Annotated in this window: 12 protein-coding genes and 2 tRNA genes; 4 read left to right on the forward strand and 10 right to left on the reverse strand. The window is 65.9% G+C overall.

The genetic code is table 11. From position 1 onward, the window contains the following. Positions 1-155: 155 nt before the first annotated feature. Both ACZ9J7_RS18415 and ACZ9J7_RS18420 read left to right on the forward strand, forming a co-directional pair. Positions 156-1,235, forward strand: coding sequence for an endonuclease/exonuclease/phosphatase family protein (locus ACZ9J7_RS18415; protein WP_476211435.1), 1,080 nt, complete (start codon positions 156-158; stop codon positions 1,233-1,235). Positions 1,236-1,301: 66 nt separating this feature from the next. Then, entirely contained in the window at positions 1,302-2,309 is a 1,008-nt protein-coding gene (locus ACZ9J7_RS18420) for an endonuclease/exonuclease/phosphatase family protein (protein WP_476211437.1), read from the forward strand. Here ACZ9J7_RS18420 and ACZ9J7_RS18425 read toward each other — a convergent pair. Then, positions 2,306-3,064, reverse strand: a complete 759-nt coding sequence (locus ACZ9J7_RS18425) for an SDR family oxidoreductase (RefSeq protein ID WP_476211438.1) — start codon at positions 3,062-3,064, stop codon at positions 2,306-2,308. The two genes, ACZ9J7_RS18420 and ACZ9J7_RS18425, sit on opposite strands and share 4 nt — an antisense overlap. 18 nt (positions 3,065-3,082) lie before the next feature. Continuing rightward, positions 3,083-3,454 carry a DUF488 domain-containing protein gene (locus ACZ9J7_RS18430; RefSeq protein WP_476211440.1) on the reverse strand — a complete coding sequence of 124 codons (372 nt, stop codon included), beginning with the start codon at positions 3,452-3,454 and terminating at the stop codon, positions 3,083-3,085. 80 nt (positions 3,455-3,534) lie between these two features. On the opposite strand from ACZ9J7_RS18430, the gene valS reads away from it, so the two are divergent. Continuing rightward, positions 3,535-6,156: a valine--tRNA ligase gene (valS, locus tag ACZ9J7_RS18435; protein WP_476211442.1), complete on the forward strand. Its 2,622-nt coding sequence runs from the start codon at positions 3,535-3,537 to the stop codon at positions 6,154-6,156. A gap of 345 nt (positions 6,157-6,501) precedes the next feature. Here valS and ACZ9J7_RS18440 read toward each other — a convergent pair whose 3' ends face one another. From ACZ9J7_RS18440 to ACZ9J7_RS18465, 6 genes are all read right to left on the reverse strand, one after another. Continuing rightward, entirely contained in the window at positions 6,502-7,116 is a 615-nt protein-coding gene (locus ACZ9J7_RS18440) for a mycothiol-dependent nitroreductase Rv2466c family protein (protein WP_476211443.1), read from the reverse strand. Positions 7,117-7,130: 14 nt separating this feature from the next. Beyond that, the gene (gene clpX, locus ACZ9J7_RS18445; RefSeq protein WP_224026309.1) at positions 7,131-8,411 is read right to left on the reverse strand and encodes an ATP-dependent Clp protease ATP-binding subunit ClpX; all 1,281 of its coding nucleotides are present in this window, start codon (positions 8,409-8,411) and stop codon (positions 7,131-7,133) included. A 175-nt stretch (positions 8,412-8,586) separates the two neighbouring features. Continuing rightward, complete coding sequence (locus ACZ9J7_RS18450; RefSeq protein ID WP_307426312.1) at positions 8,587-9,246, reverse strand: ATP-dependent Clp protease proteolytic subunit; 660 nt, start codon at positions 9,244-9,246, stop codon at positions 8,587-8,589. A gap of 38 nt (positions 9,247-9,284) precedes the next feature. Continuing rightward, the gene (locus tag ACZ9J7_RS18455) at positions 9,285-9,908 is read right to left on the reverse strand and encodes an ATP-dependent Clp protease proteolytic subunit (RefSeq protein ID WP_018761581.1); all 624 of its coding nucleotides are present in this window, start codon (positions 9,906-9,908) and stop codon (positions 9,285-9,287) included. Between the two features lie 233 nt (positions 9,909-10,141). After that, a complete protein-coding gene (gene tig, locus ACZ9J7_RS18460; protein WP_476211446.1) occupies positions 10,142-11,533 on the reverse strand; it encodes a trigger factor in 1,392 nt (463 codons plus the stop codon). Between the two features lie 78 nt (positions 11,534-11,611). Beyond that, positions 11,612-11,686, reverse strand: a tRNA-Pro gene (locus ACZ9J7_RS18465). Between the two features lie 131 nt (positions 11,687-11,817). Between ACZ9J7_RS18465 and ACZ9J7_RS18470 the strand changes: the two genes are divergently transcribed. Continuing rightward, positions 11,818-11,891 (forward strand) — tRNA-Gly (locus tag ACZ9J7_RS18470). Between the two features lie 44 nt (positions 11,892-11,935). On the opposite strand, the gene ACZ9J7_RS18475 is transcribed toward ACZ9J7_RS18470, so the two are convergent. Then, entirely contained in the window at positions 11,936-12,895 is a 960-nt protein-coding gene (locus ACZ9J7_RS18475; protein ID WP_476211447.1) for an Fpg/Nei family DNA glycosylase, read from the reverse strand. Further along, complete coding sequence (locus ACZ9J7_RS18480; protein WP_476211449.1) at positions 12,895-13,389, reverse strand: ribose-5-phosphate isomerase; 495 nt, start codon at positions 13,387-13,389, stop codon at positions 12,895-12,897. Before ACZ9J7_RS18480 ends, ACZ9J7_RS18475 begins: the two co-directional genes overlap by 1 nt. Positions 13,390-13,438 lie beyond the last annotated feature (49 nt).

A 13,438-nucleotide genomic window follows, 5' to 3' on the forward strand; every position in this document is an offset into this window, starting at 1 on the left:
ATTCCGGCAGCATCGCGCCGCACCCCGTTCCCGGTCCCGGGACTCCCTGTCCCGGCGCCTCCCGGGGAACTGGCGGTGAAGGGGCGCGGAATTAGGGAGGCAGTTGAGGGCAGTGACCGCTGTCCGGCCAGGACCGGGCCGCCAATAATGGACAGATGCGAGCGGTGCAGCCATCCGTGCCGGGCCTGCGGCCCAGCCTTTTGCGCCGGGCGGCTTCCTGGGCCTGCTGGTCAATCGCGGCCGTCTTGTGGCTGCCCGCAGCAGGGCTGACCATCGTGCGCTTCGCCGGCGGGGGGTCCGGTACTCCGTGGGTCCAGTTGCTGTCCCTGTTCCCCGCCAGTTTGTTCGCGTCCGTTGCCGCGGCGGCAGTCGCGCTGGCCGCCGCGGCCCTGGAACTCCGGGGGGCGCGAATTGTGCTGGCCGTGCTGGCCACCGGTCTCCTGGTAGGCCAGATGTTGATAGTGGCGCCGCGTATCGTCCCCGTGTACACGGCCGGGGGGACACTCTTTGGGCGGCCGGCCCACGCCGTTGCGGCCGCAAACCATGCCGGCGTGCACCCGCTGACCGTGATGGCACTGAACGTAGGCTCCACGGGCGTGGATCCTGCCGCACTGCTGGGGCAGGCCCGGGCACGGGACGTCGACATTCTCGCCCTTCCCGAACTGGCCCTTGAAGGCCTGGCAAACCTTGAAGCGGCAGGAATTGGCGTGGACTTTCCTTACCGGGTCATCGATGTTGACGGAGCCGGCACCGGCAACGCCATCTTCTCCCGCTATCCACTCGTGCCGATGCCACGCGTGCCCGGTACGTCCTTCTACCAGACCCGGGCCATCGCCGACGTCCCGGGCACCGGTGGTGGCATCCAGCTGACCTCGGTGCACATTGATTCCCCCCGCCTTGGACATACGCCATCCTGGCGGGCGGAACTCGACCAGCTGGCAGGCCTGCAGCGGGGACTCCCGGCGGACAGGAGCTCCGTCCTCCTGGGCGACTTCAATGCCGGCCACGACCACGCCGCATTCCGGAACCTGCTCGCCGCCGGCCTTACAGATGCCGCAGGGACCGCGGGGATGGGCCTTGTCCCCACCTGGCCCATCAATGCGCCGGTGCCCGCCTTTACAGCCATCGACCACATCCTTGTGAGCCATGGCATCAGGGTGGTGGGGTTCAGCACGGTTGAATTCCCCGGGACGGACCACGCCGCCGTTGTCGGCACACTGGACGCCTTGCCCTGAACCGCGTCCCTGTCCGCTGCCGGAGGAGGGCTGCCACCGGCACGGCGCATTCCCTAGACTCGGCTCATGACAGCTTCCGTTCCCTCTCCCGGGCGGACGCGGGCGGCCACCGTCGGCAGGTGGCTGTTCGTACCGGTCGCGTTGCCGGTGGCAGCCGTGTCGGCCGTACGCGCCGTACCGGTGGAGTGGCCCGTCCTGGGGGTGCAGCTGGTGGCGTTCATGCCGTGGGCGGCAGTGCCTGCCGCGGCAGCCTTGCTCCTCGCATTCCTGGGGCGGAGCCGGTGGCAGCAGGTCCTGGCTGCATCGCTGGTGGGGTGCCAGGCGTTCTGGCTGTTTCCGCTGGATGTCCGCGGGCCCGCTGCCGAGGCGGCCGGACATGAGGTCACCCTGGTGGCCATGAGCATCAACGCGGAACTGGGCGGCGCGGACGCAGCGGGGATCGTGGACCTGGTCCGTGAACGTCATGTTGGCCTGCTGGCAGTGCAGGAGTACACGCCGCAGCTAGCACTGAAACTGACGGCGGCGGGACTGGACGGACTGCTTCCGCACCGGATTGCCCACACCAGGGATGGCGCCGGGGGAACTGCGGTCTACTCGTCGTTCGTGCTCGAGGACTCCGGGACGCTTCCGCACACCGGGTTCAGCATGCCGGTTGTGCGGCTCGACCTGGCCGATGGCAGTGGATCCTCCCTTCGGGTTGTGGCCGTGCACACCGTGGCGCCGGCGGGCAGCGCCGTGAACCAGTGGCGCAAGGAACTGGCCACGGTGGCCGGGGCCGGCGCCGGTTCCGGCCCCCTGCTGCTGGCCGGGGACTTCAACGCAACCTACGACCACCGGGAATTCCGTTCGCTGCTGGCCGGGGCTGGGGGCGGCCGGACCCTGGTGGACGTGGCGGCTTCAGCGGGCAGCAGGCTGGTGCCCACCTGGCCCATGCGCGGCTACCGCCTGCCGGGAATTGCCCTGGACCACCTGGTGACCACCCGCGACATCACCGGCTCCGGCTACTCAGTCCACCCACTGGCCGGGACGGACCATGCCGCTGTGGTGGCCACCCTGCACATCGAGGTCCCCTAGCCCTTCCGGATCAGCTTGTGCGTGGCTGCCTGCGCCACCGGCCGGACGACGATCTGGTCAAGGTTCACGTGGTGTGGGGCGCTGACGGCGTAGCGGACGACGTCGGCCACATCCTCTGCGGTCAGCGGCTTCTCCACGCCCTGGTAGACCTTTTCTGCGGACTGCGCATCCCCGAGCCGGTTGAGGGCGAACTCCTCGGTCTGCACCAGCCCCGGCGCCACCTCGATGACCCGCACGTTGTGCTCAGCCTCTTCGAGCCGGAGGGCGTTGGTCATGGCGTGCTGCCCGAACTTGGCAGCGTTGTAGCCGCCCCCGCCTTCGTAGGCGTCCAGCCCCGCGGTGGAGGTGAGGTTCAGGACGGTGCCCGCGCCGGTGGCCCGCAGCATCGGAAGGAACGCGCGGGTGAGCTTGAGGGTTCCCAGGACGTTGACGCGGTACATCCATTCCCAGTCGGCGGTGTTGGCATCACCCACCTTGTCAGCACCGCGGGCGCCGCCGGCGATGTTGATCAGCGTGTCAATGCCGCCTGCTTCGGTGACCTGGGCGAGCAGCCGGGACACGTCGTCGTCCTCTGCGATGTCTGCGGGAATCGCGACGGCGCCTGTCTCCCCTTCCAGCGCCGCCAGCCTGTCGGCCCGGCGTGCCACGGCGAAGACCGTCCACCCGTCGGCGCGCAGGGCACGCACCGTTGCCTCTCCGATTCCACTGCTCGCGCCGGTCACCAATGCTGCCTTTTTCTGCAAGTCCTCAGTCATGGCACCACCCTAGCGGGATCAGCCGCCGGGCCGTCCCTGGAGGTAATCAAGCAGGACCCGCGCGTGGTTGGCGTCCGTATTGCGGGCGGCGTAGAGCAGGGTGACCCTGGGATGTTCCCCCGCCAGTTCCAGCAGGTCCCCAACGGCCGGATTGGCGTCCAGTTCGGACCGGTAGCGTTCGCTGAAACCAGCGAACTGTTCGGGGCGGTGGTTGAACTCCTTGCGCAGCTCCGTGGAGGGTGCCACGTCCTTGAGCCAAAGGTCGACGGCGGCGTTTTCCTTGGCCATCCCCCGCGGCCAAAGCCTGTCCACCAGCACCCGGAAGCCGTCGTCGTCCGCCGGCGGCTCGTAGATGCGCTTCACGCCGAAGGTTGCCCGGAACTCTCCCATGGCCCGCATGCTACCCCTGTCCGCGTCCGCCCGGGCAAGACGGGTTGGGTGGGATGGAGCCAGCATGAAAGAATTGCCCAATGGCTGAAGACACGCAGGGTACAGACACGCCCACCACCGCCCCCATTAACGTTCCGGACAAACCGGCCCTCGAAGGCCTCGAAGCCGCGCTCACTCGGCGCTGGCTGTCCGAAGGAACCTACAAGTTCAACCCCGACACCACCCGGGAGCAGGTCTACTCGATCGACACTCCCCCGCCCACAGCGTCGGGATCCCTTCATGTGGGGCACATGTTCTCCTTCACCCAGACGGACGTCCAGGCACGCTACATGCGCATGACCGGCAGGAACGTCTTCTACCCCATGGGCTGGGACGACAACGGCCTGCCCACCGAACGCAGGGTCCAGAACTACTACGGCGTCCGCTGCGATCCGGCCATCCCGTACAACGCCGACTACCGGCCGCCCGCGCAGCCGGCCAAGAACCAGCGTGATTTTGACGTTGTGTCCCGGCAGAACTTCATCGAACTGTGTGAGGAACTGGCCGTTGAGGACGAGAAGGTCTTCGAAAACCTGTTCCAGACCCTGGGCCTGTCCGTTGACTGGGACCTGACCTACCGCACCATCGATGACACTTCCCGCGCGGTGTCCCAGCGCGCCTTCCTGGCCAACCTGGCCGCCGGGGACGCCTACATGGCCGAGGCTCCCACGCTGTGGGACGTCACCTTCCGCACGGCCGTGGCACAGGCCGAGCTTGAGGACCGCGAAGTTGCCGGGGCCTACTACCGCTACCCCTTCTTCACCGAAGACGGGGACAAGGTATTCATCGAGACCACCCGTCCGGAGCTGCTGGCCGCGTGTGCCGCACTGGTGGCGAACCCCGACGACGAGCGGTACCAGCCGCTGTTCGGCAAGACCGTGAAGTCCCCGCTGTTCGATGTTGAACTCGAGGTCAAGGCCCACCCGCTGGCCAAGGCGGACAAGGGCTCCGGCATCGCCATGGTCTGCACCTTCGGTGACCTGACCGACGTCACCTGGTGGCGCGAACTGCAGCTGCCCACCCGCGCCATCATGGGCCGCGACGGCCGCATCATCGCCGAAACCCCCGAGTGGATCACCACTGAGGCGGGCAAGGAGGCGTACGCCGCCATCGCCGGGAAGACTGCTTTTTCCGCCAAGGAAGCCGTGGTGGAACTCCTCAAGGAAGCCGGCCTGCTCGACGGTGAACCCAAGAAGATCACGCACCCGGTGAACTTCTTCGAAAAGGGCGACAAGCCCCTCGAAGTGGTCACGTCCCGCCAGTGGTACATCCGCAACGGCGGCCGCGACGAGGACCGCCGTGAACGCCTCATTGGCCGGGGCAAGGACATCGACTTCCACCCGTCCTTCATGCGTTCCCGTTACGAGAACTGGATTGCCGGCCTGAACGGTGACTGGCTGGTCTCCCGCCAGCGGTTCTTCGGCGTGCCCATTCCCGTCTGGTACCCGCTCGACGCGCAGGGAAACCCGGACTACGACAACCCCGTCCTGCCGTCCGACGGCATGCTCCCGGTGGATCCTGCGGCGGATGCCGCCCCGGGCTTCGAGGAGGCACAGCGCGACCAGCCCAACGGCTTCACCGGCGACGCCGACGTCCTGGACACCTGGGCCACGTCCTCCCTGACCCCGCAGATCGTGGGCGGCTGGAGCCGGGACGAGGACCTGTTCGCCAAGGTCTACCCGTTCGACCTGCGCCCCCAGGGCCACGACATCATCCGCACCTGGCTGTTCTCCTCGGTGGTCCGCGCCGACGCACTGCAGGATTGCGCACCATGGAAGCACGCGGCCATCTCCGGCTGGATCCTGGACCCGGACCGCAAGAAGATGTCCAAGTCCAAGGGCAACGTGGTGGTGCCCACGGACGTGCTGAACGAGTACGGTTCAGACGCCGTCCGTTATTGGGCCGCCTCTGCACGGCTGGGCGCCGACACCGCCTACGAGATCGCGCAGATGAAGATCGGCCGCCGCCTGGCCATCAAGCTCCTGAACGCCTCCAAGTTCGTCCTGAACCTGGGCGCCACCGAGAACTCCGTGCTCTCGGGCGATCTTGCCGTGCTGACGAATCCCCTGGACCGTGCACTCCTTGCCCAGCTGGCCGACGTCGTGGCGCAGTCCACCAAGGCATTCGACAATTACGACTACGCCCGGGCCCTGCAGCTCACGGAGTCGTTCTTCTGGCAGTTCACCGATGACTATGTGGAACTGATCAAGGACCGGGCCTACGGGGCCGCAGGCGAAGCGGAGCAGGCTTCCGTGCTGGCCGCGCTGGCCACCACCCTGGACACCCTCCTGCGGCTGTTCGCCCCGTTCCTGCCGTTCGCCACGGAGGAAGTATGGAGCTGGTGGCGCAACGGGTCCGTGCACCGGGCCGAATGGCCGGCCGCGCTGGAGATCCCGGACGGCGACACCACCATGCTGGCAACGGTGGGCGTGGCACTCAGCGGTGTCCGCAAGGCCAAGTCCGAGGCCAAGGTCAAGCAGCGCACCGAGGTGTTGTCCGCCACCATCACGGCGCCTGAAGCGCTGACAGCCCAGCTGCAGGCCGGGCTGGCCGATTTGAAGGCTGCGTCCAACGCCCGGGAGATCACACTGGTGGTGGGTGAGGGCGACCTCACGGTCTCAGATGTTGCCCTGGCACCGAGCGACGAGCCCGCCAAGGCCTGACGCCGGACCATAGCCACGTCGGCCTGTTTACAGGCAAAGGGGAAGCCCCATCAGCGTTTTGCCGTTGGTGGGGCTTCGACTTTTCGGCCATCCGGTGACGTGCTCTGATGGTCTGGCAGGATCCTCTGATCTTCAGGTCTTACTACCCCGTCACTGGTAGCTTGCATTCAACTTTGCCGATGGCTGCGTCAACTGACAAATCACTGAATCTTTGGTTCCTGCGTCCCCTTCTTTCGAAGTGGTAGGAACTATTGTTCTCCTGCGCCGCACCACGTGCAAGGGCCCCGGGATAACTACATTCAGGTAGTTATCCCGGGGCCCTTGCAGCGCTTCAGTGTCCGGCGTTCAGTCGAATTCCGGGCTCTCGGTGCGGCTGCGCTTCAACTCGAAGAAGTGCGGATAGGCAGCGATGGCCGTGGTGGCGTCCCAGATCCTGCCGGCTTCCTCACCGCGGGGGATGCGGGTCAGCACCGGGCCGAAGAACGCGGTGCCGTTGAAGGCCACCACAGGGGTGCCGACGTCCTGGCCCACCAGCGAGATTCCTTCCTCATGGCTGGCCCGCAGCTTCTGGTCGTACGCATCGGAGGTGGCCGCATCGGCCAGGGAGGCGGGGAGCCCGCAATCAGCGAGGGCCTTGGTGATGACCTCGGTACGGTCTTTTTCGCCCTGGTTGTGGATCAGCGTGCCCATGGCATCGTAGAGCGGCTTGATGACCTGCGGCCCATGCTCTTCCCGGGCGGCGATGATCACACGGACCATGCCCCATGCGTTGTCCATGGATTCACGGTAGCCGGGGTCCAGGTCCCGTCCCTCGTTCAGGACTGCCAGGCTCATGACGTGCCATTCGGTCTCGATGTCCCGCACGGCTTCCACTTCCCCGATCCAGCGGGAAGTGACCCAGGCGAAGGGGCAGAGGGGGTCGAACCAGAAGTCGGCTTTGTTCTTTGCGGGTGCAGTCACGGAGGTCCTCTCGGTCAGGCAGACTTACGGCGCTTGGCCACGTGCGGAATCATGGTGGGTTCGGCGCCCCGCAGGACCACGTCTTCGGTGATCACTACGCTGGCCACGTCCTCGCGGCTGGGAAGATCGAACATCACGGGGAGCAGGACTTCCTCCAGGATCGCGCGCAGGCCGCGGGCGCCGGTACCCCGTTCCAGGGCCTGGTCGGCAATGGCTTCCAGGGCGGTGTCGTCAAACACGAGCTCCACGCCGTCGATCTGGAACATCTTCTGGTACTGCTTCACCAGCGCGTTCTTGGGAGTGGAAAGGATTTGGATCAGGGCATCGCGGTCCAGGTTGGACACGGTGGTGATGACCGGGAGCCTGCCGATGAACTCGGGGATCAGGCCGAACTTGAGCAGGTCCTCCGGCATGACCTCACCATAGGAGTCAACCTTCTTGCTGGCCTCGTTCAGTGGAGCACCGAAACCGATGCCCTTCCGTCCGGAGCGGGAACCGATGATCTCTTCCAGGCCGGCAAACGCGCCGGCCACGATGAACAGGACGTTGGTGGTGTCGATCTGGATGAATTCCTGGTGCGGGTGCTTCCGTCCGCCCTGCGGCGGTACCGAGGCTACGGTCCCTTCGAGGATCTTCAGGAGGGCCTGCTGCACGCCCTCGCCGGACACGTCGCGGGTGATGGACGGGTTTTCGCTCTTTCGGGAGATCTTGTCGATCTCGTCGATGTAGATGATGCCCTGTTCGGCCTTCTTGACGTCGTAGTCAGCGGCCTGGATGAGCTTGAGGAGGATGTTCTCCACGTCTTCGCCCACATACCCCGCCTCGGTGAGGGCGGTGGCGTCGGCCACGGCGAACGGCACGTTCAGGCGGCGGGCGAGGGTCTGCGCCAGGTAGGTCTTGCCGCAGCCGGTGGGGCCAATGAGGAGGATGTTCGACTTGGCGATCTCGACGTCGTCGTGGTGCCCGCCGTCCCCGAGGTTTCCGGACTTGGGCGCGTGGCCTGCCTGGATGCGCTTGTAGTGGTTGTAGACCGCGACGGCGAGGGAGCGCTTGGCGGGCTCCTGTCCGATGACGTATTCCTGCAGGAAGTCGAAGATTTCGCGCGGCTTGGGCAACTCGAAGCTGCCGAGGTCGGCGACTTCCGCGAGCTCTTCCTCAATGATTTCGTTGCACAACTCGATGCATTCATCGCAGATGTAGACACCGGGGCCGGCAATCAGCTTGCGCACCTGCTTCTGGCTCTTTCCGCAGAAAGAGCACTTCAGCAGATCCGTGCTCTCGCCAATCCGAGCCATATATGAACCCCTTAGTATCCTGCTGCCTGGCAGCCCTGCACCATTGCTGAAATCTTTACCGGCCGGCACGGCCCGGTTTGTGACAACATCCACTCTAGGTCACATTCGGTCCCAAGGGTGGAATGAAAAGGCCGGTGCGGCCAAATGAACTGGACCGCACCGGCTTTCGGTACTGCTACCTCGTGATTGCCTGGGGCTTGATCTTGCGGGAGTCAAGAACCTGGTCGATGAGGCCGTATGCCTGGGCTTCTTCGGCGGTGAGGATCTTGTCGCGCTCGATGTCGTTGTTGACCTGCTCCGACGTGCGTCCGGAGTGCTGGGCCAGGGTGTCCTCCAGCCAGGAGCGCATGCGCATGACCTCTGCGGCCTGGATCTCCAGGTCCGAGGCCTGACCGCCCTGGCCGCCGGACAAAGCCGGCTGGTGGATGAGGACGCGGGCGTTGGGCAGCGCCAGGCGCTTGCCGGGCGTGCCCGCAGCCAGCAGGACCGCGGCCGCGCTGGCGGCCTGGCCCAGGCAGACCGTCTGGATCTCGGGGCGGATGTACTGCATGGTGTCGTAGATCGCCGTCATGGCCGTGAAGGAGCCGCCGGGCGAGTTGATGTACAGCGTGATGTCGCGGTCCGGGTCCGTGGACTCCAGGACCAGCAGCTGGGCCATGATGTCATCGGCGGAAGCGTCATCCACCTGCACGCCGAGGAAGATGATGCGGTCCTCGAAGAGCTTGGTGTAGGGGTCCTGGCGCTTGAAGCCGTAGGGGGTGCGTTCCTCGAACTGCGGCAGGACGTAGCGGCTGGACGGAAGATTCCCGGCTGACCACCCGAAGTTGTAGTTCATTGTGTTTGCTCCTGATCGAAAGGGGTTCTGGATGCCGGTTAGTTCTGGGAGGCTGATTCGCCGGAGGAACCGTTGGACGTTCCGCCGCCGCCTGAGACGGAGCCGGCGTGCGCGGCGATCTTGTCGAAGAAACCGTATTCGAGTGCTTCGGTGGCTGTGAACCACTTGTCGCGGTCGTTGTCCTTGAGGATGGTTTCAACGGTCTGGCCGGTCTGCTCGGCGGTGAGTTCCGCCATGACCTTCTTCATGTGCAGTATGAGCTCGGCCTGGATCTTGATATCGGAAGCGGTGCCGCCGATGCCGCCGGACGGCTGGTGCATCAGCACGCGGGCGTTGGGGGTGGCGTAGCGCTTGCCCTTGGTGCCGGAGGAGAGCAGGAACTGTCCCATGGATGCGGCCAGGCCGGTGGCGACGGTCACAACGTCGTTCGGAATGAACTGCATGGTGTCGTAGATGGCCATGCCTGCCGTGACGGAGCCGCCGGGAGAGTTGATGTAAAGGTAGATGTCCTTCTCCGGGTTTTCGGCCGAGAGCAGGAGCAGCTGCGAGCAGATCGCGTTGGCGTTGTCATCACGCACCTCCGAGCCCAGCCAGATGATCCGCTCCTTGAGGAGGCGGTTGTAAATGTAGTTGTCCTGGGCTGCAGGATCGACGGTCGCCATCCGGGGGGCCTCTGAGTGCTGTGACATGTTTACTTACCTCTCACTGGTGACGGTGACATCACTGAAAATCACTACTTGGACACTAACCGGTTTCACGGGTGTTTTGTTCGCGCACCGACGGCTGTTCGCTGACGGCGCACGATCACCGAACCGGCAGCGGGCTGCTTCCCGCAGAACGCGAACGGCCCCCGGATCGAAGGGATCCGGGGGCCGTTGCTGCGGTTCAGGAAGGACTATGCCTTGGCGTCAGCCGTGGTGTCCTCGGCTTCGACAACCTCTGCCTCGGCGGCTTCGGTCTCAGCAACCTCGGCGTCGGCCGCGGGAGCCTCTTCGCCGGCGGGGCGCACGAAGTCGCTCAGGTCAACAGCCTTGCCCTCCGTGTCGGTCACCGTGGCCTGGCCCAGGACGACGGCCAGTGCCTTGCGGCGGCGCACCTCGGAAACCATCATGGGGACCTGGCCGCTCTGATCGATGATCTGGGCGAACTGGTTGGGGTCCATGCCGTACTGGCTGGCGGTGGTGACGATGTAGTCGATCAGCTCGCTCTGGCTGACGTTGACTTCTTCCTTCTCCGCGATGGCGTCGAGGATGATTTCGTTCTGGAAGGCGCGGGCCGTGTTGGCGCGGACCTCTTCGCGGTGCTCTTCGGTGTCGTGCTCGCCGTCACCGTGGCCGTTGCCCTCCTGGAAGTGGGCTTCGAGCTGCTCTTCGACGACGGAGTCCGGAACCGGAACCTCCACGAGTTCCACCAGCTTGTCCAGGACCTTGTCGCGGGCTTCAACACCCTGCTCGACGATCTTGGACTCGGCGGCCTGCTTGGCCAGGTCTTCGCGCAGTTCGGCGAGGGTGTCGAACTCGGAGGCCAGCTGTGCGAAGTCGTCGTTCGCCTCGGGCAGTTCGCGTTCCTTGACGGCCTTGACCACTACCTTGACCTGGGCGGCTTCGCCGGCGTGGTCGCCGCCCACCAGGGTGGTGTCGAAGATGGCGTCTTCGTCGGCGCTGAGGCCGGTCACGGCTTCGTCCATGCCCTCAAGCATGGTGCCGGCGCCTACCTGGTAGGACAGGCCGGCAGCGGAGTCGACCTCTTCGCCGTCGATCGTGGCGGTGATGTCGATGGTGAGGAAGTCGCCGTCGGCAGCGGGGCGGTCAACGGACTTCAGGGTGCCGAAGCGGCCACGCAGTTCGTCCAGGGCCTTGTCCACGTCGGCGTCGGAGGATTCCGCAGCGGCGACCTGGACCTCGAGGCCTGCGTAGTCCGGGAGTTCGATTTCGGGGCGGACGTCGACCTCGGCGGCGAACTTCAGGCCGCCGTCGGTGGCGGAGGGGTCCGGAACCTCGGTGATTTCCACCTCGGGACGGCTCAGCGGGCGGATGCCGGATTCCTGCACGGCAGCCTGGTACCAGCCGTTGAGGCCGTCATTGATGGCGGTCTCCAGGACGTAGCCACGGCCGACGCGCTGGTCGATGAGCTTGGCGGGAACCTTGCCCTTGCGGAACCCGGGAACCTGGATCTGCGACGCGACGGTCTTGTAGGCCGAGTCGATGCTGGGCTTCAGTTCCTCAAAGGGGACCTCAACATTGAGCTTGACCCGCGTGGGGGTGAGGTTCTCGACAGCGCTCTTCACGGTCTAAGTACTCCTGGGTTGTGGGATGAGTTTCTGCAACGCAATGTGTGTCCAGGCCGGCTGGTCCTGGCCGCAGAGTCGGGGTGACAGGATTTGAACCTGCGACTTCCTGCTCCCAAAGCAGGCGCTCTAGCCAAGCTGAGCTACACCCCGTAAGTGCACAGGCAAGTCTACGGTGATACGCGTCGCGAATGCACATTTGACACGTAGGCCATGGATTAGGTTTAGTTGTATCCGGCTTGGACAGCCAGCCCGGAGTTTCCGCGAAAAACGGATCTTCCTCCGGGGACGTAGCTTAATGGTAAAGCCTCAGTCTTCCAAACTGATTACGCGGGTTCGATTCCCGTCGTCCCCTCCATGACAAAAGGACCCCTCAGTTGAGGGGTCCTTTTGCGTTTGCCCCTAGCCCTGCGGCTGCTGGCAGTAGGGGCACCAGTAGAGGTTCCGCCCGGCGAGGTCGGCCATGAGCACGATGGTGCGGCATACCCGGCAGGGCAGCCCGTGCCGCTTGTAGACGAAATGGACGTCGTCGCGGTGCGGGAAGTGGGCGCTCCTGGCCGGCACCGGTTCCCCTGCCGCGGCAACCTTGGCTGCCGTGGTGCCGTTGAGCGTCCAGTATTTCGGCGGGGTGGTGATGATCCGCCCGTCCGCCACACCGTCATTCATGACGGCAACGACGTCGCGCCACAGCCTGCGGGCGTCGGCCTCAGCCAAGGCGGTTCCGGGCAGCAACGGATCGAGGCGGCGGCGGAACAGGACTTCGGCGCGGTAGACGTTCCCGACGCCGGCAATCACCTTCTGGTCCATGAGCAGGGCCGCCAGCGGGGTCTTCCGGGCCAGCACATTCGCGGCGAAACGTCCGGCGTCGCCGCGGAGGTTCCGCAACGGATCGGGCCCAAGCCGCTCCAGGACCGCGTCGGCCTCCGCTGCGGTGATGGCTTCGCAGGTGGTGGCACCGCGAAGGTCCGCCCAGCCATGCCTTCCGGCGAGCCGGACCCGGACGGCCCCGACGGGCGCCGGCGGACCCGCGTAGGGCGCGCCGCCGTCGTCGTCCCCGTCGGCGAAGGCCTCCCGCTCTCCTACCCGCCGTGGCGCACCGATGCTTGACGCGCCGGCGAAGGTGCTGTCACCGCCGAAGCTCCACGCCCCGTAGAGGCCGAGGTGGACATGCAGGACCAGCGTGTTGTCGAAGTGCAGGAACAGGTGCTTGCCATGCGCCTCGGCGGCGACCATCGTGTGGCCGTCCAGCAGCGCCGCTCCCCCGCTGAACCTGCCCTGGGGACTGGAGACAGCGAGCGCCTCGCCGGTGAAGACGTCCCCGAACTGGTGGGCGAGCCTGCGGACGGAATGGCCCTCGGGCACTACTCGATGACCTCGCCGGTCGCTTCGTAGGCCGCGATCTTGCCGATCCGGCGCACGTGCCGTTCGTCATTGCTGAACGGTTCGGCCAGGAACGCCTCGATCAGTTCGGTGGCCTCTTCCACCGAATGCTGGCGTCCGCCGACCGCCACGACGTTCGCGTCATTGTGCTCGCGGGCCAGGGTGGCGGTGGAGAGGTTCCAGGCCAGTGCGGCACGCACGCCCTTGACCTTGTTTGCGGCTATCTGCTCGCCGTTGCCGGACCCGCCCAGCACGATGCCCAGTGCGTGTATGCCTGCCTGCTGGTCTGCGACCACGGCGAGGGCGGCGTTGATGCAGAACGAGGGGTAGTCGTCCTGGGCGTCGTAGGCCTTGGGCCCATGGTCCACCACCTCGTATCCCTTCCCGGTCAGGTGGGACACCAGGTGGGCGCTGAGCTCCATGCCTGCGTGGTCGGTGGCAATGTGGACCCGCGGGAAGGCAGGGGTAGTGGTCACGTGCTAAGTCCGTTCGTTGGGGCTGGCAGGCCGCCGGTGGAGGCCGGAA

The organism is Pseudarthrobacter sp. TE9888, assembly GCF_056279345.1.